This is a genomic window from Bacillus sp. ISL-51 (genome assembly GCF_018613535.1).
Taxonomy (GTDB): domain Bacteria; phylum Bacillota; class Bacilli; order Bacillales; family Bacillaceae; genus Bacillus.
Genome location: NZ_JAGGQB010000003.1, coordinates 143,882 through 169,169 on the forward strand (window position 1 = coordinate 143,882; position 25,288 = coordinate 169,169).

Sequence of the window (25,288 nt, forward strand, 5' to 3'; positions counted from 1 at the left end):
AGATCTCCCCTTTTCTGTACGGTTATTTCAAAGTGATGCTTTGCCCTGTCCGCAGCTGTTCTGCGATTTCGTCGAGCTTTCTCAGCCTGTGATTGATGCCGGATTTGCTGATTTTCCCGCTTGTTACCATTTCCCCTAGTTCTTTCAGCGTGACTTCTTGGTAATCTATCCGCAGCTGCGCAATTTCACGCAGCTTTTCGGGCAGCGCCTCAAGCCCGATTCGTTCATCAATGTATTTAATATTCTCCACTTGTCTGAGTGAAGCCCCGATAGTTTTGTTTAAGTTGGCTGTTTCACAATTAACGAGCCGGTTCACTGAGTTTCTCATATCTCTGACAATCCGCACATCTTCAAAACGCAGAAGCGAATTATGGGCGCCGATGACATTCAGAAATTCAGTGATTTTTTCCGCCTCTTTTAAATAAGTAATATAGCCTTTTTTGCGCTCAAGCGTTTTGCTGTTAAGCTGAAACTCATTCAGCAGCTCGCATAATGAATCGTTATGTTCCTTGTAGAGCGAAAAGATTTCCAAGTGGTAAGACGAGGTTTCCGGATTATTGACGGAACCTCCGGCCAAAAACGCCCCTCTCATATAAGAGCGCTTGCAGCACCGTTTTGCAACCAACTCTTCAGAAATATTCCGTTCAAATACAAAGTTCTCTCCGAGTATTTTTAATTCCTCTAAGATCAGCTTTGCGTTTTCAGAAAAGCGTACAATATAGACATTATTTTTTTTCAGCCGCATTTTTTTTCTGACTAACAGTTCGACCGATACATCATATTGTTTCTTCAGCAATGTATAAATGCGGCGGGCAATCGCCGCATTTTCGGTTTGAACGTCAAGCACGAGATGGCGGTTTGAAAATGACAGTGAACCGTTCATTCGAATCAGTGCGGACAGCTCCGCCTTGGCACAGCAGCCCTTCACTTCCAGATTCGTCAGTTCTTTTTTTGTTTCTGATGCAAATGACATATGAGCCACCTCATTTCAAGGCTTCTAGTCTCTTAATAAATCCACGAGAAGAGAAGCCACTTTATGTGTATCGTGACGGATTACGCCATTTTTATACGTTATGATTTGATCCCTGATCACCTCAAGCCCCATGGCTTTCAGTTTCTCGACATTAAAATCGACCGGGCGTGCCAGTTCCTTCGCATACTTACTCTTTATTTCGTCAGGAATGTCCTCATTGTTGATTAAAATCGTATCAATAAACGGCTGTTCCATATGGTCATTCAGCGCTTTGACATGATCAGCCGCGCTGTAATTGAGCGTTTCGCCGGGCTGTGTCATGACGTTGCAGATATATACCTTTTTGGCACTAGCCTTGACGACTTCCTCGCCGATTTTCGGCACGAGCAGGTTTGGAAGGATGCTTGTGTACAGGCTTCCGGGACCGATAATAATTAAATCGGCTTGACGGATCACTTCGATCGTTTCCGGCAGCGGATCAATTTTTTCAGGTGTCAGAAACACCCGTTTAATGCGCTGCCCGTAAGAAGGGATCGTTGATTCTCCCGAGACGACCTGCCCGTCCTCCATTTCAGCATGAAGAACGACACTGGTGTTGGCAGCGGGCAGCACCCTGCCGCGGACATTCAGCACCTTGCTCATTTCGGTGACAGCGTGAAAGAAATCACCGGTTATATTCGTCATTGCTGCCAAAATTAAGTTACCCAGTGAATGGCCGGTTAAGTCGCCTCCTTTATTGAAGCGATGCTGAAACAGATTTTCAACGAGCGGCTCTACATCTGATAAGGCGGCTAATACGTTGCGGATATCACCCGGCGGCGGAATTTGCAGTTCGTCCCTCAGACGCCCCGAACTTCCGCCGTCGTCAGCGACCGTGACAATCGCCGTAATATCAACGGGCTTATGCTTTAATCCGCGAAGCAGCACGGACAGCCCCGTTCCGCCGCCAAAGATTGCGATTTTCGGTTTTTTATTCATTTTATTTCCTGCTTCTCTTTTCAATGTCCCGGTGAGTGACATGAGTATAAAAATCCTTTTTAAAATAGTCAGCCAAATACTCAGCGAGTGTGACGGAACGGTGCTGGCCTCCCGTACATCCGATCGCGATGACGAGCTGGCTTTTTCCTTCCCGTTTATAAGACGGCAGCATAAAACCGAGCAAATCAACAAGCTTTTCAATAAACTTCTGTGTTTCATTCCACTTCATGACATACGATGAAACTTCTTCATCTTTCCCCGTGAGCGGACGCATGCTTTCAATGTAAAACGGATTCGGCAGAAACCTTACATCAAACACAAGGTCGGCATCAATCGGCAGCCCGTATTTAAATCCGAATGACATGACGTTAACGGTAAAGGTTTCCCCCTGATTCGTAGCAAAGTGCGCGACGATTTTTTCACGCAAATCGCGGGGCTTCATGTCTGATGTGTCATAGATCAGCTGGGAACGTCCTTTCAGCTCATCAAGCAGCTGGCGCTCAAGAGCGATTCCTTCAAGAGGAAGCCCTGTCGCGGCCAGCGGATGGGAACGTCTCGTTTCTTTGTATCTCGTCACAAGCATTGAATCCTTTGCATCTAAAAAGAGAATGCGCGGTGTAATCCACGGGCTTTCTGCCATTTCATCCAGCGCCTCAATCAGCCTGTCGAAAAATTCACGGCCCCGCAAATCCATGACAAGCGCAACCTTGCTCATTTTTGAACTTGATTCTTTCATCAGCTCCAAAAATTTCGGCAGCAAGGAAGGCGGCAGGTTATCGACACAAAAATAACCGAGGTCCTCAAAGCTTTGAATTGCGACGGTTTTCCCCGCTCCAGACATTCCCGTTATAATGACGAGCTGAATATCATGATTTTCATTCACACTCATCTTTCTCCCCCCTGAGGTCTTTCATTTATTTAATTTGCTGCGGATCTAAACGATAGCTGAGCAGCTTAAAATCCGGCGTATACGTAAAGGTGCCGTGTAAAAGCCCTTGCCCCTTGATCATAAAATCAAGGATATGCCCGTCTCCGGGCGCCATCGGAAGGCTGTGGATATCTTTTACATCGTGCCACTGCAAAATGCCTTCTTCAGATTCAGCGACATTTCGGCCTGTGTAGGAATCTGCGACAAATGTAAACATCATCCACTCTGACACGATTTGTTCCTGTTCCTTCATAATAAAGGTGAATACGCCTTTTAACTGCGGATTTAATATATAAATACCCGTCTCTTCTCTATACTCTCTGATGACGGAATCTCTGACTGATTCGCCGCTCTCCATTTTCCCGCCGGGCGCGACCCACCAGCCGCGTCTCGGCTTTTGGAGAAGGAGAACTTGATCATCAGTCTGAAGCACACAATTTGTCACTCTTTGCACAAGTACGTCACCTAACTTTCTCAACAAATCATCGTCTCTTCATTATACCGTTTCGGCATGCCTCTCACAATGCAGAGACACCGACAACCTTTTCTTTTATTTGACAGAAAACAAAAATTCGCAAAAAAAGGACACGGATACTGGAGGATCCGTGCCAAAGTGTATTCATATAAAAAGGGGGTCAATTACTAGTTTTATCTTAAAACATCAGTATTTCACCCGTGTTACAGAGGAATTAAAACCCAGTAACGATTAGAAAACCAAACATTACAGCCGATTATTTGACGGTTTTCAGCGTCTCTTGAAGCTCTTCTACATAATGCTGAACGCTCTGCGCGGCAACACTGCCGTCGCCAGTGGCTGTTACGATTTGACGAAGTGATTTTTCACGGATGTCTCCGGCAGCGAAAATACCGGGCACTTTTGTTTCCATCCGGTCATTTGTTTCGATGTAGCCTTCTTCATTTGTAATGCCCAGATTTTCAAACGGTTTAGAAAGCGGAAGCATGCCGACGTAGATAAAGACGCCGTCTGCTTTAAATTCTTCCTCTTCTCCGCTGACTGTATCCACAAGAGTGAGCTTGCCGACTTTTCCGTTTTCCTCATGAATTTCTTTTACGGTTTTATTCCATTTGAAGTCCACTTTTTCGTTATCAAAGGCACGTGCCTGAAGAATGCTTTGTGCGCGCAGTTTGTCACGTCTGTGGACAATTGTGACCTTTGAAGCGAATCGTGTTAAATAGACGCCTTCTTCAACCGCGGAATCTCCGCCGCCGACAACGACAAGCTCCTTGCCTTTAAAGAAAGCGCCGTCACATACCGCACAGTACGATACGCCGCGGCCGCCCAACTCTTTTTCTCCGGGAACGCCGATCTTTTTGTATTCTGCTCCTGCCGAAATCACGATGGCGCGGGCCTTGTATTCTTTTGCTCCTGCTTTGACCGTTTTGTACTCTTTTCCGTCAACGATTTCTTTAATGTCGCCGTACGCATATTCCGCACCGAATTTTTTCGCATGCTCAAACATTTTATTAGAAAGTTCAGGGCCGAGAATGCTTTCAAAACCCGGATAGTTTTCAACATCCTCTGTGTTGGCCATTTGGCCGCCCGGAATTCCTCTTTCAATCATTAATGTGGATAAATTCGCTCGTGATGTGTATACGGCTGCCGTCATCCCCGCGGGACCCGCGCCGATAATGATCACATCATAAATCTTTTCTTCAGACACCATGATTCACTCCTTTTCGAAATGGGGTGTAACCTATATGATAAGAATCCCCATCAATCGTATTCCTTACCCATATCCTATAAAATCTTAGGGCAATTCGCTATTTTTTTGCTCATATTTTCTAAAAACCATGATTAAGCAAGTCTTAATCGGGTATACAAATAAAGAAAGAGCCTTCCGGGATAGAAGGCCCTTGTCTGTATCAATTATTGTACGACACGTCTTACGTTGCCGTTGAATGCTTTTTTCCAGTAAGGATTGCTCATAGAATCAACAGATACACCATGGGATGTATTGTCATTCAGGAACGTTCCGTTACCTAAGTAAATGCCGACGTGGCCGTTTGTTTTATACGTATTGAAGAATACTAAGTCGCCGCGTTTCATATCAGACGCGCTGACTGCTTTTCCTCTTCCGATTAATGTATCAGTGTTTGTTCCGCTGGCAGGTCCAAGGTTAACGCCTGCGTTAGCGAAAGCCCAGCGTACAAATGATGAGCAGTCAAAAATACGGTTATTAATATCAGACTGAGTGCGTCCGCCGCCGAATTTGTACGGAGATTGTCCGACAAGGCTTGATCCTACGCTGATTGCACCTTCAATGCCGCCTGAATTAGAAATAACGGAGCCGCCGTCAGAGTCATCTGAACCCCCGCTGTTATGAGACGAGCCGCCGGATGTGCTTTTTGGCGTGCTTGAGCTGTCAGATGAGCTTGATGTATCAGCTGAAGCTGCTTTTTGGACAGTTTTTGTTGTCGCTGCAGGCTGGCTGTCATCTGTTTGGTTTTGGTCTTCAGAAGCTTTTTTCGCTTCTTCTTGTTTTTTGATCAACGCAGCTGCTGCCGCTTGCTCTCGTTTAATGCGTGCCTGCTCTTTTTCAGTGCTTGCTTTTTCATTTGCAAGCTGTGACGCTTCTTTTTTCAGTTCAGAAATAGCGGATGCCGCTTTCTTCTGGCTGTTTTTCGCTTCGTCAAAAAGCTTGTCCTTTTGATCGAGCTGTTTGTTCAAGTCTTTTTGCATTGATTCGAGCTTCGCTAAATCGTCTTGAACCTTTTTCAGCTTCACGTTAAGTTCCGCTTCTGAATCTTCTAATTTCGCTTTATCCTGTTCCTGCTGTTTGATCAGGTCTTTATCTGCGTCAACGATAGAAGATACCGCAGTCGCACGGGAAATGAAGTCTCCGAAGCTTGTTGCTCCTAAAAGAACATCTATGTATCCTTGAGAACCGCCGTTTTCCTGTAAAGAACGAACACGCTTTTTCAGGATTTCATTGCGCTTTTCAATGCGTGCTTCTGTTTCTTTGATTTCTTTTTTCAAATCAGCGATTTGTTTTTTCGTTTTATCGTTTTCTGCTTTTTTATCTTCAATTTTATTACTTGTATCCAACGCCTTCGCGTTAATGTCTTTCAGTTCTTTTTCAATCTTCGCCTGCTTGTTCTGAAGGCCGGACAATTCCTTTTCCTTCTTTTCAATGCTTGAAGCCACGTCAGATTGCTTGCTTTCAATTTTCGCTTTTTTGCTGTCTAATGTTTCCGCCGATGCAGTTTTTGTAAACGGGATCAAAAAACTGCTTGTCCCGATGACGGAAGCCAAACCAAGTGTTAATAAACTCTTTTTCACTTTTTCTTTCCTCCCTTTTACTTTAAACCTGTTCTCATTTGGAATTTCTATTATGAACATCAAAGTTACGCTTCCCCACACACAGTGAGGCTGATGATATTTATGGTATAAATCTCTGAAACTGTTTAACTGGCATACATTTCACAACATATGTAAAAAAAACTAATCTCTTATGTACGAGACTCATTATACCATCATGTTTCGACAATTTTTATTACAGTTATGTTTCAATGTGATGTCAAGTTTCATATTTTGCAAAATTAACTGCAATAATGCGCTTCGTTTTAAGCATAAAAGGTCGGAATACGTATAAAAATCAGCTTTTTTATCTGTAAAGTTCTGTTTTGCGATATTCAGTTCCGATCTTTTTGACATGGCAGCAGTGAATCTGCCGGATGTTACATGAATTTTGCTTTTCAGGCAAAAAAAGAACCGATTCTTTATATAGAAAGAATCGGTTTTTTCCTATTCTAATATGTCATCGATTTGTTTAATATATTTTGTCAAGGTTGCCGGTGATACTCCGTAACCGGCGGCTGTTTCTTTTTTCGTCGTCTTTTCGCCGTTAGCTTCTTTCCAGACGTATGCAATGGCGGCGGCCCAAGCCCGTTCATTTTTTACCGCAGCTGCGGCGCGGATGTGCTGGATGACGTGAAAAACCCAGCAGCTCATGACGTCTGTCTTTAAGCTGGCTCCTTCCGCCTTCTCCAAAAGCTTGACCGTACGATATGTGAACAGGGCATCGGGAGAGACGCGGGTTGCGTCTTTTTCTCCTGCAAGAAGCAGGCGGACGAAATCTTGTTCGAACGGGGATGTGATCCGTTTAGACGTCAGCACCTTTTCAAGCTGGTCAGTCTCTCCTTTGGCGCTGCTGATATAATACGCGGCAAGCCGCTGTTCAAGAGATACAGGCAGCGGCTCCTGCCGTTCCGCCCAAGGCGCCGGCCGGTCTGATTCCGGAAACTCGTCCTTCAGCTTTTTCCAGATGGTTTCGGCGAACGCCCGGCGGCCTGTCCAATATGCCGAACCGGCAAGCCAGTAATAAAACGTGTCATCGCCTTCAAACCCGCTTTTATACAGAGAACGGAGCCATTTGTAGCCGAGGTCGTGCCTGCCGACAAGCGCCAGGGTGGCCCCCAGTTTATAGCGCTGTTCGAATAAGATCGGGTATACGTTGGCGAGCCTGCCGCTTAATTCACCGACTTTCTCATCCTCCCGCTCGTAATAGCAGAAAACTAGGAGGTTGCATAAGGCGTGAAGGTTGCCTTCGTTTTTTTCAAGCACTTCATATACTGTCTGTTTCGCCTTTGAGACATTGCCTGAATAAAAATAAGCGAGCGCCAAATTATTGTAAGCGGACCAAAGTTCAGGATAATCGGCTGTAATCTCCTCAAGCATGACAACCGCCTCATCAAGCCGCCCGCCTTCAAGAAGCGCTTTAGCCCGGTCTTGTTTGACAAGCAGGTCATCCTGATCATACAATGACTCGTTTTCACCGCCTTCTCCGAAATCAAGCAGCTCCATCAGATCTTCAATCTCTTCGCTGAATTCTCCGTTCGGCTCTGCGTCGGAATAAGCAGCCGCTTCCTTGTACGCTTCCTGAAAGAGACCCAAATGCGCGTAATTATTTGCTTTAAAATAGTGGCACTCCGGCATTTCTTCCTTCAGGTTCACCAAAATGAAGTCAAACAGCTCGTTTGATTGCTGGTAATGGCCCATCTCCGAATAGATGACAGCCAGCCGCGAGAGCATTTCAGAATCGTTCGGCTCCAGACTGACGGCGCGCTGGATGAGCTTGCTTGCCCGTTTTAAGTTCCGCTCTTTATATGCTTTTAAGCCTTTATGAAAAAAATATTGTCCATCTTGAAGCAGCTGGACAATTTGTGCGTGTTTTTTATGTTCAGAAGTGTGTTTTCCCACAAATACCCTCCGTTTTATACGTATTACCGTCAGTAGTATACCATAAAACGGCATTGCCTCAATAGTTCAAAAGATAGGATTCACTGTCTTTTTTACTGGCTGGATCGACCAGATTTTAGATGTTTTTTTCACGAGGCTCAGCAGGAAGCATCACCCGAAAGCAGGTTCCTTCTCCGGGCTTGCTTTTTACCTCTATCGTACCTCCGTGAAGCTCAACCAATTTATGGGCGATGGACAGGCCGAGTCCGCTTCCTCCGGCATTTCTCGCTTTGTCCGCTTTGTAAAAACGTTCAAACACCCGCTCCGCCTGTTCAGGCTCCATTCCGATTCCGTTGTCGGCGATTTCTACAGCCGTTGCTTCCGGCATGTCTGTAATGTTAATTGAGATGCGGCCGCCTTCACCGGTAAATTTCACCGCATTATGAATGAGATTCATCCACACTTGGCTGAGCAGCGCTTCATCTCCATAAACAAACGACTCTTTTAAATCAATGAGAAACTCAATCTGTTTGGCAGACCACTCCGGCTCGCAAGTCAGCACGACACGCCGCAGCTGTTTGTCAATGCGGAACGGCTTTTTTTGAATGGGTTCCTTTTGGCGTTCCAGCGCAGTGAGCTTCAGCAGATTTTCACTGATTTTTGATAATCGTTCCGTTTCTGTTTCAATGATGTGTAAGTAGCGTCCCCGCTCCTCATAGGATAAGTCCGGTTTTTTTAACAAGTGGGCATAGCCTTTTAAAGAAGTAAGCGGGGTCTGGATTTCATGAGAGACGTTAGAAATAAACTCTTGTTTCAGCTTTTCCATTTCATTCAATTCCAGGGCGAGGGTTGTCAGTTCATCCGCAAGCTTCGTTACCGGGTGATCCCTTTCAATTTTCTCCATCTTCCGGGCGGCAGCTTCAGTGAAGTTGCCGCTCGACATTTGCTTAATTATGGCGGTTAACGAATCCCAAATCGCATGATGTCTTTCACGCGCTGATCTTGAGAAAGCAACCATCGATAAGATCAGCAATCCGAAGACGAGCCAGAGCGTGATGATCTGCTCTGTATACGGCGTTAATAAAAACGGCCACAGCAGCCCGCATCCCTGAATGACCAGGTGGGCGATCAGCCATAAGAAAGCGGTAAACGCTAAAAGGATGATGATTTTCCCTGAGGTTCTGATGACCCGTTTCATTCTGTCACCACAAACCGATATCCGAGCCCCCGCACCGTATGAATGACAAACGGGTAGTCACTTTCCGGAAACCGTTCTCTCAGCCTTTTAATATGAACATCAACCGTGCGCTCGTCGCCTTCGTAATCAAAACCCCAAATATCTTCTATTAATTGCTCTCTTGAAAACGTCTTATTCGGATACTCTGCAAGCTTAAACAACAGCTCGAATTCACGCCGGGGGAGGGTCATTCCCGTCCCGCCGCTCTGTGTTACGGTGCGTGATTGTTTATCTAATGCCACCGTGCCGATTGTAAGCAGCTTTTCCGCAGTGATCCGATAGCGCTTCAGCAAGGCCTTAACCCTTGCTTCAAGCTCAAGCGGCTCAAACGGTTTAACGAGATAATCATCCGCCCCGGCAGTAAAACCTTGGACTTTGTCCAAGGTTTCGCCTTTTGCAGTCAGCATTAAAATCGGAATATCCGTAAAGCTCCGGACGGCTTCGCTGACTTCAAAGCCGTCCATTTTCGGCATCATCACATCCAATATAATGAGGTCCGTGTGTGATGATTCTATCAATTGAACCGCCGCTTCGCCGTCTTCGGCCTCTATGACGTCAAAACCGCTTTGCTGCATCATGAGACGGACAAGCTCACGGATATGGCGGTCATCATCCGCAACCATTATGACAGCCATCAAAATCACTCCTCTACACAGCTTTGTTTTCTAAATCGGCGTTCAGCTTAAGCTGCTGCTCAGCAAAATCGCGGTACAGAGAGTGGGCAGCCATCAGTTCGTGGTGTGTTCCCCGCCCTGTAATTTCTCCCTGCTCAACAAACAGAAGCTGATCCGCATCGACAACCGTGGATAAACGGTGGGCAATCACGATGGTTGTGCGTCCCTTCATCAAGACCTCAAGCGCCTGCTGCACCCATTTCTCGGACTGGCTGTCAAGGCTTGATGTCGCTTCATCCAGCATGAGAATGCTCGGATTGCGCAAAAGCGCTCTGGCAATGGCGATACGCTGGCGCTGTCCGCCTGACAGCATTATGCCCCGTTCTCCGACTTCGGTGTCAAATTGCTTCGGTAAATCTTCAATAAACTGAAGGGCATATGCCATATCGGCCGCTTTTCTGAGTTCTTCATCGGTCACATCGCGTTTTAATCCATAGCAAATGTTTTCGCGGATCGTGCCGGACATTAACGGGCTTTCCTGAGACACGTAGCCGATGTGTTCCCGCCATGATTCAAGCGAATAACCGTCAATCGGTTCATCTCCGAGCTTAATCGTGCCGGCTGTCGGATTGTAGAAGCGTTCAAGCAGCTTAAATAATGTTGTTTTTCCGCCGCCGCTCGGCCCGACAATCGCAGTTACCTTGCCGGCTTCAATCGTGGCCGTAATGTTTTTTAAGATGATTTGATCCTGCTTATAGCCGAATGATACTTGTTCCAGCTTAATCGGCTGATCAGCGTTTTGGATGTCTTTTCCGGATTGGATGTCTTCTTCTTTTTCAGCAAGAATTTCAATCATACGCTCCGTTGCGCCGATGGATTTTTGCAGCTGTGTAAAAAATGAAGTGATCTGGCCCATCGGCATAATGATTTGAAACAAATACAAAATAAATGCGACGAGTGCGCCGGCGCTCAGTTCGCCTGACGATACCTGCATTCCGCCGTAGCCGATGACAGCCACCAGCGCGGCCATTAACACAAGTGTAATGAGCGGACCGACGAGCGACTGCACCTTCGCTTCACGCAGACCGAGCTTGAACAGCGCCGTAATGCCTTCTTTTCCGCGGCCGTATTCGGCGTCTTCAGCGTTAGATGCTTTGACAAGTCTGATTTCCGGAAGAATGTGGTTCAATAATCCCGTGAATTTTGCTGTTTCATCCTGCGTTTCCCGTGAAATCTTAAACATTTTCCGGCCGATCGGCACTAAAATGAAAGCAGCCAGCGGCACGACGACCACGACAAGCAATGTCAGCTTCCAGTTCATAATAAATAAAATCGTAAGTGATCCGATAACAGAAATCACTCCGGTAATAAACCCGCTGATATTATTTGTGATCAACTCTTTCACAACCATCGTGTCATTAGTGACGCGGCTGATCGTTTCCCCTGAGGCATTTTTATCAAAATAAGAGACGGGCAGTTTAATTAATTTCTTCCATAATAGATCACGCAGCCCCGAGATGATTTTCTGGCCGCTGTAATTAAGCGCGTATGTCGCGTATGCGCTTAAAGCAGCCTGGACGACAAATACGGCTATGATCAGACCGATTTGTCCGCCTGACAATGAAGACATGGAAAAGCCGTCAACGAGCTGCTTTGTCAATAATGGAATCAGCAGGCTGACGAGCGTCGTCACGATACTGAGGGACAAGGCAAAGGCCAGCATTCCATATGATGGTTTTGTTTTTTTGACTAACGAAAAAAATGAACTGAATTTCCCTTTTGGTTTTGGTTGTTTATTCGGCATATGTTTTCCTCCTATATCACTGTCTATACTATAACGGCTGAGCATGAACGGAATATGAACAAAACGCACATTTTTTATAAAAACCGGTCTGATTATACACGAAAAATATTCGTTCTGCTTCTACTAGTCAATATTACCAAATTCACTTCCGCTAGATTGCAATATTAGGAATATTTCATTAAAATATAAGAAACCTCACGGATCATCCCCGTGAGGTTTCTTCAGTCAGACTCAGAATGGCGTTTTTTGAGCACCTCAAGCACATCATCAAGCGGAAGTGCCTGCTCGCGTAACAGAACGAGCAAATGATACAATAAATCGGCTGATTCCCATTTTAATTCTTCATGGTCGCGGTTTTTCGCGGCGATGATTACCTCAGCGGCTTCTTCACCCACTTTTTTGAGGATTTTATCGACGCCTTCCCGGAATAGGTACGTCGTATAGGCTCCTTCCGGCATCTCTGCCTGCCGTTTGGCGATCACACTTTCCAGCTCATTTAAAATACTGAAGCGATCCGCCCCTTCCGCTTTTTCCGGTGAAAAACAGCTGTAGCTGCCTGTATGGCAAGCGGGCCCGGACGGCTCCACAAGCACGATCAGCGCATCCTGGTCGCAATCGTAACGAATGCCTTTGACGGCTTGGGTATTCCCCGATGTCCCCCCTTTATGCCATAGCTCCTGGCGTGAACGGCTGTAAAACCATGTTTCGTTCGTTTCCAGCGTTTTTTCATAGGATTCCCGGTTCATGTAAGCCAGCGTCAGAACTTCCTTGCTTGCCGCATCCTGTACAATGGCGGGAATCAGCCCGTCCTCGTTAAACCTCAGTTCATCTGCCCGCTTCATCTTACATTCACCCCGTGTTTCTTCATATAGTCTTTCACTTCTTTAATCGATGTTTCTTTGTAATGGAATATTGATGCCGCAAGCGCGGCATCCGCTTCCCCCTTTGTAAAGGCTTCAAGCATGTGGCGGGCGCTGCCCGCGCCGCCTGAAGCGATCACCGGCACGGGTACGGCTCTTGACACGAGCTTTGTAAGCATATGGTTAAAGCCTTTTTTCTCCCCGTCTGAATCCATGCTTGTCAAAAGGATTTCGCCGGCTCCGCGTTTGACGGCTTCTTTTGCCCAGGCTGTAACCTTCCAATCGGTTTTCTTTCTGCCGCCGTGTGTATAAACCTTGAAGGAGTCACAATCCTTGTCGTATTTGGCATCAATGGCCAGCACGATGCATTGCGAGCCGAAGAATTCCGCTCCTTCCGTAATCAGCTCGGGGCGGAGGACGGCCGCAGTATTGACCGACACCTTATCCGCGCCGGCGCGAAGAATTCTTTTCATATCACTCAATTGATTGATGCCGCCGCCGACCGTAAACGGAATAGCCAGCTTTGCCGCAACTTGTTCAACGACGTCTGTCATCGTCTTCCGCCCTTCATGCGAAGCGGAAATATCGAGAAAGACGAGCTCGTCAGCACCCTCCCTGTCATATGCCTCAGCCAGCTCGACAGGATCGCCTGCATCTTTCAGTCCGAGAAATTGAATGCCTTTGACAACGCGGCCCTCTTTGACGTCAAGACACGGAATCACCCGTTTCGTTATCATGTGCTCTTCACCCCTCTGAGCGCTTCCGCCAGTGTAAACTGTTTCGTATACAGCGCTTTTCCGATAATCGCTCCTGATACGCCGTCTTCCTTGAAGCGGGCGAGCGCCTTGAGATCAGCGACCGAGCTTACTCCGCCAGAGGCGATGACTGTTTTGCCCGTCTCCTTCGCCAGCCGAACGGTACTTTCGATGTTCGGTCCGGAGAGCATTCCGTCGGTTGCAATATCAGTAAAGATGAAAGTTTCAGCTCCTTCATCCGCCAATTCACGGCCCAGCTCTTCTGCCTTTACCGCAGAGGTCTCAAGCCAGCCTTCCGTTGAGACAAAACCGTTTCTCGCATCAAGTCCGATCGCGATTTTCTCTCCGTATTGTTTCAGCATTTTTTTCACAAACGACGGGTTAGAGACGGCTGAACTGCCGAGAATGACACGATCAACGCCTTGAGATAAGCAGCCGTACACATCTGCCTCGGAGCGTATGCCGCCGCCGACTTCGACTTTCACATCAAGCTGCTGCGCGATGTTAAGCACATGGCGGTCATTCACTTTCTGCCCTTCTTTCGCCCCGTCGAGGTCAACGAGATGAATCCATTCGGCTCCTTCTTGTACAAACAATGCTGCCATGTCTAACGGCGAGTCTCCGTAAATCGTTTCCTTATCATAATCACCTTGAATAAGGCGGACGCATTTGCCGTTTCTCATATCTATTGCCGGATATAATGTAAAAGCGCTCATTTCTTCACCTTCTGTTCCTCTGCCATTTTTGTAAATCGGGTTAAGATTGCCATTCCGACGGTGCTGCTTTTTTCCGGGTGGAACTGCGCTCCGAAAACATGATGTTTGCCGACGACCGCGGGAACAAGGACGCCGTAATCGGCGCTTGCCAAAAGCGCGCTGTCTTCCATCCCGTCTATATAGTAGGAATGAACGAAGTAAGCGTATCCTTCCTCAACTTCCGAAAGCAGCGGAGACTTATTGTGAAACGTCAGGCGGTTCCAGCCCGTATGCGGCACCTTCAGCCTGTTTCCTTCTGCATCCCGGTCTTTCAGTTTGACGGCTTTCCCGGTTAACAAACCCAGTCCTTTTGCAGATCCGTTTTCTTCGCTTTCTTCAAAAATGAGCTGCATGCCGAGGCAGATGCCGAGAAGCAGCTTGCCTTCATCCGTAATGCGGTGAATGAATTGATCAAGTGCCGAGCTGCGTAAATTGTCCATCGCATCGCTGAATGATCCGACGCCGGGGAGAATGAAGGCATCTGCCTTTTGCAGCTCTTCCGGCCGGTCAGTTACCGTATAGGGAGCGCCCACTCGTTCCAGTGCCTTTGATACGCTGTATAAATTGCCCATTCCGTAATCTATCACACCGATCATTTACAGCATCCCTTTCGTAGATGGTACCCCTTTGACGCGGGGATCGATGGCCGTTGCTTCATCAAGCGCCCTTCCAAGCGCCTTAAACACGGCTTCTATCATGTGGTGGGTATTCGTTCCGTAATGAACGATGACATGCAGATTCATTCGTGCTTCCAGCGCAAGTTTCCATAAAAACTCATGGACAAGCTCGGTATCAAATGTGCCGACCTTGGCCGCCGGAAACTCAGCGCGCATCTCTAAGTGCGGCCTGTTGCTCAAATCGACGACAACCTGGGCGAGCGCCTCATCCATCGGCACAAACGCCGAGCCGTAGCGTTTGATGCCTTTTTTATCACCGAGTGCTTCAAGGAGAGCCTGCCCCAAGCAGATGCCGATATCCTCAGTCGTATGATGATCATCAATCTCCGTATCGCCTTTTGCATTGACGGATAAATCAAATTGCCCGTGCTTTGTAAACAAATCAAGCATATGTGTCATAAATGGCACGTCCGTGCTGATGTCCGCTTTTCCTTCTCCGTCTATTCCGAAAGCCAGCTGAATATCCGTCTCATTTGTTTTTCTGGCCCGTTCCGCTTTTCTCATCTTTTATTCCTCCGTTTCTTGCCTCGATGGATCTTGCGTGTGCTTCAAGTCCTTCCAGCCTCGCAAAGGCGGCAATGCTGTCCGCGTGTGTTTCAAAAGCGGTTTGGCTGTAGGAAATGATGCTTGATTTCTTTTGAAAATCAGTTACATTCAGCGGACTCGAAAACCGCGCCGTTCCGTTTGTCGGAAGCACGTGATTCGGCCCTGCAAAATAATCGCCGACCGGTTCAGCGCTGTAGCGGCCTAAAAAAATCGCCCCCGCGTGTTTGATGCTGCCAAGCAAGGTCTCAGGCGAATGGGTAATGATTTCTAAATGTTCAGGTGCGAGCGCGTTAACCGTATCAATCGCATCTTTCATCGTTTCCGCGACATAAATCTGTCCGTAATCCGTTATGGATGCTTCCGCAATCGCTTTTCGCGGTAGGGTTTGAAGCTGTTTGCCGACCTCCTCGGATACGGCTTCGGCAAGCGTCTGAGAATCTGTGACGAGCACGCTTGAACTGAGCATGTCGTGCTCGGCCTGTGAAAGCAGGTCAGCGGCGACTTCCTGCGGTACGGCCGAATCATCGGCCAGCACGACAATCTCACTCGGCCCGGCAATCATGTCGATATCCACATCACCGAATACTTCGCGTTTTGCCAGCGCCACAAATATATTTCCCGGGCCTGTGATCTTATCAACCGGTTTTATCGTTTCCGTGCCATATGCAAGGGCGGCAATGGCCTGAGCGCCTCCTGCTTTGTAGATCTCCCGGATGCCGAGCTCGGATGCCGCCGCAAGCACGCCCGGCGAAAGCCGTCCGTCCTTTCCCGGAGGACTGACGAGTACAATCCGTTCCACTCCCGCAGTTTGCGCGGGAATGACATTCATTAAAACAGACGACGGATAAGCGGCCGTCCCGCCAGGCACATACACGCCCGCGGAATCGAGCGCCGTTATTTTCTGCCCGAGCATCGTGCCGTCCTTACGATGGTAGAACCAAGAGGATTGCAGCTGCCGTTCGTGATATTCTGTAATGTTTGCGATCGCCTGTCTGATCACTTGCAGCAGCTGATCATCAAGGAGACGGTACGCTTCAGCAATTTCTTCTTCGCTGACGGCAGTCTGAGCCAGATCGATGCCGTCAAATTTTGCTGTGAAGGCGGAGACGGCTTTGTCGCCGTTTTGCCTGACGTCTTCAATGATGGCTCTGACGGTTTTCCGCTGTTCTTCCGTTCCGCTGTCGATGGAACGCTTCAGAGAAAACCGGTCGCTGCTTGTAATGGCTGTTATTTTCATTTTGCCGTTTCTCCTTCCACAACCCGCGCCAATCGGGCCGCCATTTCATCAATTACTTCATCTTTCATTCGATAGCTGACCGGGTTGACGATAAAACGGGATGTAATGTCACATATATGTTCTGATTCGACGAGTCCGTTTTCCTTTAGCGTCCGGCCTGTTGACACAATGTCAACGATTCTGTCAGCAAGCCCGATTAACGGCGCCAATTCGATTGAACCGTTCAGTTTGATGATTTCCACCTGCTCGCCCTGCTCTCTGAAATAACTTGACGCAACATTCGGATACTTCGTCGCAATCCTCGGAGCGACGCCGTTCCAATCAGCGTCCGGCAGTCCGGCAACGGCAAGATGGCATTTGCTGATTTTCAGATCGAGCACCTCATACACATCGCGTTCTTCTTCAAGCATGACATCCTTCCCCGCAATACCGGCATCAGCGACACCATGCTCGACATATGTTGTGACGTCCATCGGCTTTGCTAAAATAAAACGGAGACTTTCCTCGGGAACGTCGATGATCAGCTTTCTCGATTCTTCGAACTCCTCCGGCAGCTTGTATCCGGCCTGGCGCAAAAGACTCGCCGCTTCTTCAAATATCCGTCCCTTTGGCATTGCCATTGTGAGTACCTTACCCATTTTGCTCTTCCTTTCTGGCACCGATAAAGTATGTGACGTTTGCGAATGATTTTGTCATATGATCAATATTTTCAATTCCTGATAAGTCCTGCAAGACGACTTTTCTGCCATTCGCCCTTTCTCCCTCAGCGAATAAAATGGCTTGCGCCCGCTGTTCCTTGCTGAAAATAACGGCGTCCGCTTCGCTTGTTTCACCTTTAATGCCGAGCGCTTCAATCAGCCTGTCAACGCGAAGGCCGAAACCTGTTGCGGGGGCCGGATTGCCGAAATGGCCGAGCAAATTGTTATAGCGGCCGCCGCTGCCGATGACAAACCCGACGTTTGCCGCGTACACTTCGAATAAAATACCTGTGTAATAACTCATATGGCTTACCATGTTCAGATCAAGGCGGACGTTTTCAGTACAGCCGTAATCTTCAAGAATGTCCCATAAATCTTTCATCTCCTGAATTACGCTTTTGCCGGAAGTTCCGATGATGTCTTCCGCTTTGGCGCAAATCTCTTTTCCGCCCCGCAATTCGAGAAGCCCGATCAGCCGGCTTTTATCGATTGAAGAAAGCGGGAGCGATTTGACGTGCTCTCTGTAGCCCACGTAGTTTTTTTCATATAGAAAGCGCCGCAGGACATCCGCCCGTTCTGCATTGCCGAGCACCTCCACAAACAGTTCATCCGCAAGCCCGGCATGGCCGATAGCGATTTTAAATTGGTGCAGGCCGGCGTTTTTCAGAGCGCCGGCCGCCAGCGCAATGACCTCGGCGTCCGCGCTTGTTGAACCATCACCGATCAGCTCCGCGCCGACTTGTTCGAATTCAGCCGGACGGCCGCCTTCACGCTCTTGGGCGCGAAACACGTTCGCCACATATCCGGCCCTGAGCGGATGATCGTGTTTGTGGAGCTTTGACGCCGCCACCCTCGCAATCGGCCCGGTCATGTCGGGACGCAGCACCAATGTTTTTCCGTCCTGATCCAGAAGCTTGAACAGCTGCTGCTCTTCGATTGCGGACTGGACACCCACCGTTTCATAGAACTCAAGTGTCGGAGTCTCCATAAATTGATAACCCCATTTATCAATCAAATCCGTTAACGCGAAACGGACCTTCTTCTTTGCTTCATATAAACCGGGCAGCGTATCTCTCATGCCGTGCGGTTTTTCGAACATAAACATTGCCTGTTACACCCCCGCTTTGTACTGAAGGAAAATTCCGAATCCTTTAGTTCGCTAATATGATAATATGTTAGCAGATAAAAGAACGAAATGCAACGTCAATTGTCCGCCTATTCTTTTCCATAACCATGAATAAATCATGAACAAATCTGTAAACCTATTGGATCGCTCTAATTTGTAAGAACAGAAATGCTATAATACAAAAAACAGCTTCATCAAGAACAAGGGAGAGTATAATGAAGACGCTCGGAACATTATGTGTGCTGATCCTGATAGCCGTTCTTGCCTATCTGGGATTCAACATATACACAAACGACATTAATCTGCCATTTTTTCATCAGTCCGACCCGGATCCTGATGAGAAAACGCCATTGAAAGGGAGCGCGGCACCGATGAATGTTGTGTTATACAGACAAATGGACGCGCCAAAACTGTACAATGGCTGTGAAGTGACAAGCCTTGCCATGGTGCTGAACTATGCGGGATATGATGCATCAAAAAATACGCTGGCGGACAAAATCGACACAGTGCCGCTGACATACAGCAGCGGGCTGAAGGGAAATCCGAATGATGGATTTGTCGGAGACATGGCAAACGGCCCCGGCCTGGGAGTCTACCATGAACCGATATATAAGCTTGCCAAGAAATACGCAGGAAACCGGGTTTATGATCTTACCGGAAAAGATATTTCCTCCGTGTACCGCCAGCTTGAAAAAGGGCGGCCGGTCTGGGTGATTATCACCACTGCCTTTAAGCCGGTTGATAATATGCAGACTTGGAATACGCCAAACGGAAAGGTCAGTATTACATACAGCATGCACAGCGTAGCCGTTACCGGATATGATCAAGATTACGTGTATGTCAATGACCCTTACGGCTATCAAAACCGAAAAACGGACCGGACCAGCTTTGAAAAAGCCTGGAAGCAAATGGGCAGCCAAGCCATCGTGATAAAGAAATAACAAAAAAACCCGCTGACTCTTTAATCAGCGGGTTTTCCCATTCGTTCCTTCATTTCTTTGTCCGTATAAATCAGCTTCATCGGGTTGCCGCCGACAAGTGCCCCTGCCGGCACATCTTTATGCACAAGCGTACCGGCGGAAACAACGGCCCTATTACCGATTGTCACGCCCGGGAGAATGGTTGTATTCGCCCCGATCATCGCCTCGTCACCGATTTTCACATGGCCGATCCGGTACTCATGAATTAAATATTCATGGGCCAAAATCGTCGTGTTGTAGCCGATAATGCTGTTTTTTCCGACAGTAATCTTTTCAGGAAACATGATATCAGGCATCACCATCAGTGCGAAGGATGTCTGTTTCCCGATGTCCATGTTCAAAAAAGTGCGGTACAGCCAATTTTTCATACCTAAAAAAGGCGTATACCTCGCGATTTGAATCACGATGAAATTTTTCATCACCTTTAAAAAAGGAACCGTTTTGTAAACATGCCACAGTGAATTCGCACCTGAAACCGGATGACGGTCTGTTTTTCTCACGGATCACTTCACTCCGGTGATTTGTAATAAATCACTCATTTTCTCGAGCATGTAATCCGGTTTGTGCTTGGCAAGCTCTTTTGCGCCTTTGATCGTCCATGCGACACCCGCGGTTTGCGTGCCGGCGTTTTTTCCCGCCAATACGTCGTGATAGTTGTCGCCTACCATCATGGCTTCAGAAGGTTCGCTTCCAAGCTGCCGGAGCGCGAGACGCACAGGCTCCGGATCAGGCTTCGGGTTTTTGACATCATCAAGCGTGACGACCGTTTCAAAAAACGGCCCGATCCCCGTCAGCGCAAGACCCATATTTACGGTATCCCTTAGCTTCGTGGTGACAATACCGAGCTTATATCCCGCCTTTTTCAATTCATCAAGCGTTTCATAAACCGTTTCATATTCTGTCACGAGCGCATCATGCATTTCATGGTTAAATGCCCTGTACATGCTGATCATTTCATCGCATTTTGCTGCGTTTATACCTGAAAAAGTTTCGTACAGAGGCGGGCCGATAAACGGAAGTACGTCCTCCCGCTGATACCGTCCCGGGCAATAATGGTCAAGCGTATGGAGATATGAAGCGATAATCAGCTCATTCGTATTAATCAGCGTGCCGTCAAGATCAAATAAAATGGTGGTTACACGTTTATCAGTCATCATACGTCCTTTCCGGTTTCCAGACGTCAGTCTGTGTCCGCATACCGCTTATCGGCATAGCCCTTGACTCGTCTGAAAATCATCAAAATGATAGCAAGAACAATTAACACAATTGAAATCACTTGAGCGATGCGAAGGTTGCTCGTCAGCATCAGGCTGTCCGTCCGCATACGCTCAATAAAGAATCTGCCGATGGAATACCAGATGATATAGGTCAAAAACAGGTTGCCCCTGCGCAGGTTCGCGCGTCGGAGCAGCAGGAGAAGAATGACGCCGACAACACTCCACAATGATTCATACAAGAAAGTCGGATGATAATATTGCCCGTTTATATACATCTGGTTCACGATGAAATCAGGCAAATGAAGGCTTTCTAAAAATGCCCGGCTGACAGGCCCCCCGTGAGCTTCCTGGTTGATAAAGTTCCCCCAGCGCCCGATGGCCTGCCCGAGTAAAATACTCGGCGCGGCAATATCCGCAAGCTTCCAGAAAGAGATGCCTCTCACTTTCGAAAAGACGATTCCCGTCGCAACCGCACCGATTAAACCGCCGTGGATCGCGATGCCGCCCTTCCAGATTTTTATGATTTCTCCCGGGTGTTCTGAATAATAGCCCCACTCAAAAAGAACATAATACACCCGTGCGCAAATAATGGCGATGGGAATGGCAAAAAGAACAAGGTCAATAAAAATGTCTTTTTTCAACCCGCGCTTTTCACTCTCTCTCATCGCCAGCCACAGCCCTAACAGAGCGCCCGCGCCGATAATGATCCCGTACCAATGGACGGAAAGGGGTCCCAGCTGTAAGGCAATCGGATTGATTGGTGTGATTGCTTCATTCATTGTATTGCCAACTCCTATTCGTCTTGTTCCCCGTCTTCAATGACACCCGCCAGCTTATGCGTAAATTGCTCGGCAGCATTTAAGCCCATCCGTTTTAATCTGAAGTTCATCGCCGCAACTTCGATAATGACAGCGAGATTTCGTCCGGGACGGACAGGGATTGTAAGTTTTGTAATTTCTGTATCAATGATTTTTATTTTCTCTTCTTCAAGTCCGAGACGGTCGTATTGTTTCCCTTGCTCCCATAGCTCCAGATCCATAACGATTGTAATTCGTTTATTGCTTCTGACGGCTCCGGCGCCAAACAGCGTCATGACATTGATAATGCCGAGCCCCCTGATTTCGAGCAGATGCTCAATCAGATCAGGCGCATTGCCGACAAGCGTATCCTGATCCTCCTGACGGATTTCGACGCAGTCATCGGCGACAAGACGGTGTCCGCGTTTGACAAGCTCCAGCGCGGTTTCGCTTTTTCCGACGCCGCTTTTACCCGTAATGAGTACGCCTACGCCGTATATGTCCACGAGCACGCCGTGAATGGCCGTCGTCGGCGCAAGACGGCTTTCAAGAAAGTTTGTCAGTCTGCTTGACAATCTGGTTGTTTTTAAAGGTGATCTGAGCACCGGGACACCGTTTTGTTCGGACGCTTCAATAAGCTCCGGCGGAATCGGCATATCTCTGGAAAGAATGATAGCCGGTGTGACATCGGTGCAAAGCGATTTCATTCTTTGTTTCTTATCTTCGTCAGGAAGCTGTTCAAAAAATGACAGTTCTGTTTTCCCTAGAAGCTGCACCCGTTCCCTCGGGTAATATGTAAAATAACCGGCGATTTCAATACCGGGCCGTGATAAATCACTCATCGTAATCGGGCGGTTAACCCCTTCTTCTCCGCTGATCAATTCTAAATTGAACTGCTCCATTACGTCTTTGGTCCGAACCTTTGCCAAGATATGTTCCTCCTGTTCTGGGATGTTCCGAGCTTTGAACAGTTATATTTTATCACTTTAGAGACTGAACCAAAACAGATTTATACAATTACGGCATAACTGGTCTAGATAACTAGTCTTAAAAGGAGTAAAATAAACATAACAAATCATCCAGAAAGGCGTGTTTTTAGTGGCTGAAAGCATTTTAATCAGCGGTGCCCGCATTGTAACAGAAAATGGAATCATCCAAAACGGATTCCTCGGAATGAAAGACGGCGTTATTTCGTATGCGGGTGACAAGAAGCCGCAAGAAACGTTCGATAAAGAGTGGCGGGCGCCAAAAGACTCTTATGTGCTTCCCGGTATGATTGATATTCATATCCACGGCGGCTATGGCGCAGACACGATGGATGCCGATTTTTCGGCTCTTGATACTTTGTCTTCCCGTCTGCCTGAAGAAGGAACGACATCTTTTTTAGCAACAACGATCACACAGCATCATGAAAGCATTGAAAAAGCGCTTGTTAACGCAAAAGAATGGACATCTTCCTCCGCACAAGCGGGTAAAGGCGCAGAGCTGCTCGGCATTCACTTAGAAGGCCCGTTTGTCTCGCCAAACAAGGCCGGAGCACAGCCAAAGCAGTGGATCACCCCCGCAGATCAGGACCTTTTTCAAAAATGGGAGCGGCTGGCGGGAGGGCTGATCAAAATCGTAACGCTTGCACCGGAAGAGGACGATGATTTCAGCTTGATCCGTTATTTAAAAGGGCAAGCGATTATCCCGTCAATGGGGCATACAAACGCAGGCTCCGAGCTTTTAACAGAAGCGGCAGAGGCCGGCGCGCTGCATATGACCCATCTTTACAATGCTATGAGCTCTTTTCATCATCGCGAGCCGGGGGGCATCGGTACGGCTCTTGCCTGTGAGAACATTACGGCCGAGCTGATTACTGACGGTATTCATTCACATCCCTTAGCCGTAAAGCTTGCTTATTTGGCGAAAGGCAGCCAAAAGCTGATCATGATAACCGACTCTATGCGGGCAAAAGGGCTTCAGGACGGCGTGTATGAATTCGGAGGACAGAAGGTGACGGTCCGCGGGAACACAGCCCTTCTTTCTGATGGAACGCTGGCAGGCTCCATCCTGAAAATGAATGAAGGCGCAGCGCTCATGCGCAGGTTTACAGATTGTTCTTGGCTGGATATAGCTAATATGACGTCAGCGAATGCCGCGCGCCGGCTTGGCATCTATGACCGCAAAGGAAGCATTGCGGAAGGAAAAGACGCGGATATTATTCTGACTGACGGACAGTGCAGCGTATTGGCAGCCATTTGCCGCGGAAACGCCGCATACATCTCAAAGGAGGTTGACTGGTCATGAATGTGATCAAATGCAGAAATTATGAAGAACTAAGCCAAAAAGCCGCAGCTATCATCGCTGAAACAGTGAAGCAAAAGCCCGATGCCGTCCTCGGCCTTGCGACTGGCGGCACACCGGAAGGCGTATATAAAGAGCTGGTGCGGATGCACCGAACGGAAGGCCTGTCATTTCAAAATGTCAGCACCATCAATCTTGATGAATACGCAGGGCTTTCTCCTGAGGATAAAAACAGCTATCATTATTATATGAATACACATTTATTCGCACATATCGACAGCCGTAAGGACCGCCATTTTCTTCCCGACGGACGGGCAAATGACCTTGAGGCTGAATGCGAACGCTATGACCGATTGGCGGAATCGCTCGGCGGCGCAGATATTCAGCTGCTGGGCATCGGACAAAACGGCCATATCGGCTTTAATGAACCGGGCACGCCATTTCAATCCCGGACGCACGTCGTTGAACTGGACGAAGAGACAAGACAGGCAAATGCGCGATACTTCCCATCAATCGATCAAGTCCCGAAAAAAGCCGTTACAATGGGCATTGAAACAATTTTGTCCGGCAAGCGGCTATTGATCATGGCATCCGGAAAAAGCAAGGCCCAAGCGGTTAAACAGCTGCTGGACGGGAATATCAGCGAATCATTCCCCGCCTCGGCCCTGCATTCACACCCGGATGTCACGGTTTTGATCGATGAAGAGGCTGCGGGCTGACGCTTGAAAGGATTTTAACCTATGCATATTGATAAACAATCCCCGATTCCGATTTATTTTCAGATTATGGAGCAATTAAAGACACAAATCAAAAACGGCGAGCTGAAAGCGGACGCGCCGCTTCCATCGGAGCGCGAATACGCGGAGCAGTTCGGCATCAGCAGAATGACGGTGCGGCAGGCTCTTTCCAACTTGGTAAACGAAGGGTTTTTATACAGACAAAAAGGCCGGGGAACCTTCGTCAGCAAACTGAAAATGGAGCAGCCGCTGCAAGGTCTGACAAGCTTTACGGAGGACATGAGGAGCCGCGGTATGAAGCCGGGAAGCAGATTGGCAGAATATCAGCTGATTCCGGCTACTGAAGAATTGGCTTCTATTTTAGGATGCGGATATCCCTCAATGCTTCATAAAATCATCCGCGTCCGGCTGGCCAATGATATTCCGATGGCGCTCGAGGCTTCGTATATCCCGTTTGACATGGCGGGGAAGCTGGATGCCTCCCATTTTCGGTCATCCATGTATGAGCACATCGAGGAATACAATCAAATGCCGATTTCACGCGCAAAGCAGGAGCTTGAACCGGGAACAGCCTCACAGGAGGAAGCAGAGCTTCTCGGCATTCAGCCCGGCGCGCCCGTCCTTTATATTAAGCGCACCACCTACCTGCAGGACGGCACGGCCTTTGAGCATGTCAAATCGGCATACAGAGGCGACCGCTACACATTTGTGCATTATATGGACAGACTCAAATAAAAAAATCTCCAATCCGTCATGGATTGGAGATATAATTTAGAAAAACAGCTATAAATCCGCTTATCATCAAGGGTTTATAGGAATTAAATAACCGCTTATTCAGATTTCTTACTCCATTTTACTCCACTGTAATAAAGTAAGTGGAGCA

General features: G+C 47.8%; 26 protein-coding genes. 4 read left to right on the forward strand and 22 right to left on the reverse strand.

From position 1 onward, the window contains the following. Positions 1-22 precede the first annotated feature (22 nt). From whiA to J7E26_RS02430, 18 genes are all read right to left on the reverse strand, one after another. Positions 23-973: a DNA-binding protein WhiA gene (whiA, locus tag J7E26_RS02345; protein WP_214802684.1), complete on the reverse strand. Its 951-nt coding sequence runs from the start codon at positions 971-973 to the stop codon at positions 23-25. Positions 974-997: 24 nt separating this feature from the next. Continuing rightward, positions 998-1,951 (reverse strand): gluconeogenesis factor YvcK family protein, encoded by a 954-nt coding sequence (locus tag J7E26_RS02350; protein ID WP_214802681.1) that lies wholly within the window; start codon positions 1,949-1,951, stop codon positions 998-1,000. Position 1,952: 1 nt separating this feature from the next. Beyond that, positions 1,953-2,840 (reverse strand): RNase adapter RapZ, encoded by an 888-nt coding sequence (gene rapZ / locus J7E26_RS02355; protein ID WP_214802678.1) that lies wholly within the window; start codon positions 2,838-2,840, stop codon positions 1,953-1,955. 25 nt (positions 2,841-2,865) lie between these two features. Further along, complete coding sequence (locus tag J7E26_RS02360; RefSeq protein ID WP_214803084.1) at positions 2,866-3,333, reverse strand: 8-oxo-dGTP diphosphatase; 468 nt, start codon at positions 3,331-3,333, stop codon at positions 2,866-2,868. A 277-nt stretch (positions 3,334-3,610) separates the two neighbouring features. After that, positions 3,611-4,561 (reverse strand): thioredoxin-disulfide reductase, encoded by a 951-nt coding sequence (gene trxB, locus J7E26_RS02365; RefSeq protein ID WP_214802675.1) that lies wholly within the window; start codon positions 4,559-4,561, stop codon positions 3,611-3,613. 206 nt (positions 4,562-4,767) lie between these two features. Beyond that, a complete protein-coding gene (cwlO, locus tag J7E26_RS02370; RefSeq protein ID WP_214802672.1) occupies positions 4,768-6,180 on the reverse strand; it encodes a peptidoglycan DL-endopeptidase CwlO in 1,413 nt (470 codons plus the stop codon). A 465-nt stretch (positions 6,181-6,645) separates the two neighbouring features. Next, complete coding sequence (locus J7E26_RS02375) at positions 6,646-8,100, reverse strand: tetratricopeptide repeat protein (protein ID WP_214802669.1); 1,455 nt, start codon at positions 8,098-8,100, stop codon at positions 6,646-6,648. Between the two features lie 115 nt (positions 8,101-8,215). Then, positions 8,216-9,277, reverse strand: a complete 1,062-nt coding sequence (locus J7E26_RS02380; RefSeq protein WP_214802666.1) for a sensor histidine kinase — start codon at positions 9,275-9,277, stop codon at positions 8,216-8,218. Then, a complete protein-coding gene (locus J7E26_RS02385) occupies positions 9,274-9,951 on the reverse strand; it encodes a response regulator transcription factor (RefSeq protein WP_214802663.1) in 678 nt (225 codons plus the stop codon). Before J7E26_RS02385 ends, J7E26_RS02380 begins: the two co-directional genes overlap by 4 nt. A gap of 13 nt (positions 9,952-9,964) precedes the next feature. Then, positions 9,965-11,734: an ABC transporter ATP-binding protein gene (locus J7E26_RS02390; RefSeq protein ID WP_214802660.1), complete on the reverse strand. Its 1,770-nt coding sequence runs from the start codon at positions 11,732-11,734 to the stop codon at positions 9,965-9,967. A 221-nt stretch (positions 11,735-11,955) separates the two neighbouring features. Beyond that, the gene (gene hisIE / locus J7E26_RS02395; RefSeq protein ID WP_214802657.1) at positions 11,956-12,576 is read right to left on the reverse strand and encodes a bifunctional phosphoribosyl-AMP cyclohydrolase/phosphoribosyl-ATP diphosphatase HisIE; all 621 of its coding nucleotides are present in this window, start codon (positions 12,574-12,576) and stop codon (positions 11,956-11,958) included. Then, the gene (gene hisF, locus J7E26_RS02400; protein ID WP_214802654.1) at positions 12,573-13,331 is read right to left on the reverse strand and encodes an imidazole glycerol phosphate synthase subunit HisF; all 759 of its coding nucleotides are present in this window, start codon (positions 13,329-13,331) and stop codon (positions 12,573-12,575) included. Before hisF ends, hisIE begins: the two co-directional genes overlap by 4 nt. Then, the gene (gene hisA, locus J7E26_RS02405; RefSeq protein WP_214802651.1) at positions 13,328-14,065 is read right to left on the reverse strand and encodes a 1-(5-phosphoribosyl)-5-[(5-phosphoribosylamino)methylideneamino]imidazole-4-carboxamide isomerase; all 738 of its coding nucleotides are present in this window, start codon (positions 14,063-14,065) and stop codon (positions 13,328-13,330) included. Before hisA ends, hisF begins: the two co-directional genes overlap by 4 nt. After that, complete coding sequence (gene hisH / locus J7E26_RS02410) at positions 14,062-14,700, reverse strand: imidazole glycerol phosphate synthase subunit HisH (protein WP_214802648.1); 639 nt, start codon at positions 14,698-14,700, stop codon at positions 14,062-14,064. Before hisH ends, hisA begins: the two co-directional genes overlap by 4 nt. Beyond that, positions 14,701-15,285 carry an imidazoleglycerol-phosphate dehydratase HisB gene (gene hisB / locus J7E26_RS02415; protein WP_214802645.1) on the reverse strand — a complete coding sequence of 195 codons (585 nt, stop codon included), beginning with the start codon at positions 15,283-15,285 and terminating at the stop codon, positions 14,701-14,703. Then, a complete protein-coding gene (gene hisD / locus J7E26_RS02420) occupies positions 15,251-16,564 on the reverse strand; it encodes a histidinol dehydrogenase (protein ID WP_214802642.1) in 1,314 nt (437 codons plus the stop codon). The genes hisB and hisD overlap by 35 nt, the downstream gene beginning before the upstream one ends. Then, on the reverse strand, positions 16,561-17,202 hold the full coding sequence (gene hisG / locus J7E26_RS02425) for an ATP phosphoribosyltransferase (protein WP_214802641.1): 642 nt from the start codon (positions 17,200-17,202) through the stop codon (positions 16,561-16,563). The genes hisD and hisG overlap by 4 nt, the downstream gene beginning before the upstream one ends. After that, entirely contained in the window at positions 17,195-18,367 is a 1,173-nt protein-coding gene (locus J7E26_RS02430) for an ATP phosphoribosyltransferase regulatory subunit (RefSeq protein WP_214802639.1), read from the reverse strand. The genes hisG and J7E26_RS02430 overlap by 8 nt, the downstream gene beginning before the upstream one ends. A 236-nt stretch (positions 18,368-18,603) precedes the next feature. On the opposite strand from J7E26_RS02430, the gene J7E26_RS02435 reads away from it, so the two are divergent. After that, positions 18,604-19,329, forward strand: coding sequence for a C39 family peptidase (locus J7E26_RS02435; RefSeq protein WP_214802636.1), 726 nt, complete (start codon positions 18,604-18,606; stop codon positions 19,327-19,329). 20 nt (positions 19,330-19,349) lie between these two features. On the opposite strand, the gene J7E26_RS02440 is transcribed toward J7E26_RS02435, so the two are convergent. Genes J7E26_RS02440 through hprK form a run of 4 tightly spaced genes read right to left on the reverse strand, consistent with a single transcriptional unit; the run spans position 19,350 to position 22,311 of the window. Further along, positions 19,350-19,868, reverse strand: coding sequence for an acyltransferase (locus J7E26_RS02440; protein ID WP_214802632.1), 519 nt, complete (start codon positions 19,866-19,868; stop codon positions 19,350-19,352). 3 nt (positions 19,869-19,871) lie between these two features. Then, on the reverse strand, positions 19,872-20,522 hold the full coding sequence (gene ppaX / locus J7E26_RS02445) for a pyrophosphatase PpaX (RefSeq protein ID WP_214802629.1): 651 nt from the start codon (positions 20,520-20,522) through the stop codon (positions 19,872-19,874). A gap of 26 nt (positions 20,523-20,548) precedes the next feature. After that, positions 20,549-21,364 (reverse strand): prolipoprotein diacylglyceryl transferase, encoded by an 816-nt coding sequence (lgt, locus tag J7E26_RS02450; RefSeq protein ID WP_214802626.1) that lies wholly within the window; start codon positions 21,362-21,364, stop codon positions 20,549-20,551. 14 nt (positions 21,365-21,378) lie between these two features. Beyond that, positions 21,379-22,311: an HPr(Ser) kinase/phosphatase gene (gene hprK / locus J7E26_RS02455; RefSeq protein WP_214802623.1), complete on the reverse strand. Its 933-nt coding sequence runs from the start codon at positions 22,309-22,311 to the stop codon at positions 21,379-21,381. A gap of 169 nt (positions 22,312-22,480) precedes the next feature. Here hprK and nagA point away from each other — a divergent pair, with 169 nt between their 5' ends. The 3 genes from nagA to J7E26_RS02470 are packed head-to-tail and all read left to right on the forward strand — an operon-like array spanning position 22,481 to position 25,140. Beyond that, positions 22,481-23,671 carry an N-acetylglucosamine-6-phosphate deacetylase gene (nagA, locus tag J7E26_RS02460; RefSeq protein WP_214802621.1) on the forward strand — a complete coding sequence of 397 codons (1,191 nt, stop codon included), beginning with the start codon at positions 22,481-22,483 and terminating at the stop codon, positions 23,669-23,671. Further along, the gene (gene nagB / locus J7E26_RS02465) at positions 23,668-24,387 is read left to right on the forward strand and encodes a glucosamine-6-phosphate deaminase (RefSeq protein WP_214802618.1); all 720 of its coding nucleotides are present in this window, start codon (positions 23,668-23,670) and stop codon (positions 24,385-24,387) included. Before nagA ends, nagB begins: the two co-directional genes overlap by 4 nt. A gap of 21 nt (positions 24,388-24,408) precedes the next feature. Beyond that, positions 24,409-25,140 carry a GntR family transcriptional regulator gene (locus J7E26_RS02470; protein WP_214802615.1) on the forward strand — a complete coding sequence of 244 codons (732 nt, stop codon included), beginning with the start codon at positions 24,409-24,411 and terminating at the stop codon, positions 25,138-25,140. Positions 25,141-25,288 lie beyond the last annotated feature (148 nt).

Bases quoted from the DNA above. Each gene is read 5' to 3' on its own strand.
- whiA (WP_214802684.1), bottom strand. From the start codon at position 973: ATGTCATTTGCATCAGAAACAAAAAAAGAACTGACGAATCTGGAAGTG.
- J7E26_RS02350 (WP_214802681.1), bottom strand. From the start codon at position 1,951: ATGAATAAAAAACCGAAAATCGCAATCTTTGGCGGCGGAACGGGGCTG.
- rapZ (WP_214802678.1), bottom strand. From the start codon at position 2,840: ATGAGTGTGAATGAAAATCATGATATTCAGCTCGTCATTATAACGGGA.
- J7E26_RS02380 (WP_214802666.1), bottom strand. From the start codon at position 9,277: ATGAAACGGGTCATCAGAACCTCAGGGAAAATCATCATCCTTTTAGCG.
- J7E26_RS02385 (WP_214802663.1), bottom strand. From the start codon at position 9,951: ATGGCTGTCATAATGGTTGCGGATGATGACCGCCATATCCGTGAGCTT.
- J7E26_RS02390 (WP_214802660.1), bottom strand. From the start codon at position 11,734: ATGCCGAATAAACAACCAAAACCAAAAGGGAAATTCAGTTCATTTTTT.
- hisIE (WP_214802657.1), bottom strand. From the start codon at position 12,576: ATGAAGCGGGCAGATGAACTGAGGTTTAACGAGGACGGGCTGATTCCC.
- hisF (WP_214802654.1), bottom strand. From the start codon at position 13,331: ATGATAACGAAACGGGTGATTCCGTGTCTTGACGTCAAAGAGGGCCGC.
- hisA (WP_214802651.1), bottom strand. From the start codon at position 14,065: ATGAGCGCTTTTACATTATATCCGGCAATAGATATGAGAAACGGCAAA.
- hisH (WP_214802648.1), bottom strand. From the start codon at position 14,700: ATGATCGGTGTGATAGATTACGGAATGGGCAATTTATACAGCGTATCA.
- hisB (WP_214802645.1), bottom strand. From the start codon at position 15,285: ATGAGAAAAGCGGAACGGGCCAGAAAAACAAATGAGACGGATATTCAG.
- hisD (WP_214802642.1), bottom strand. From the start codon at position 16,564: ATGAAAATAACAGCCATTACAAGCAGCGACCGGTTTTCTCTGAAGCGT.
- hisG (WP_214802641.1), bottom strand. From the start codon at position 17,202: ATGGGTAAGGTACTCACAATGGCAATGCCAAAGGGACGGATATTTGAA.
- J7E26_RS02430 (WP_214802639.1), bottom strand. From the start codon at position 18,367: ATGTTTATGTTCGAAAAACCGCACGGCATGAGAGATACGCTGCCCGGT.
- J7E26_RS02435 (WP_214802636.1), top strand. From the start codon at position 18,604: ATGAAGACGCTCGGAACATTATGTGTGCTGATCCTGATAGCCGTTCTT.
- ppaX (WP_214802629.1), bottom strand. From the start codon at position 20,522: ATGACTGATAAACGTGTAACCACCATTTTATTTGATCTTGACGGCACG.
- lgt (WP_214802626.1), bottom strand. From the start codon at position 21,364: ATGAATGAAGCAATCACACCAATCAATCCGATTGCCTTACAGCTGGGA.
- nagB (WP_214802618.1), top strand. From the start codon at position 23,668: ATGAATGTGATCAAATGCAGAAATTATGAAGAACTAAGCCAAAAAGCC.
- J7E26_RS02470 (WP_214802615.1), top strand. From the start codon at position 24,409: ATGCATATTGATAAACAATCCCCGATTCCGATTTATTTTCAGATTATG.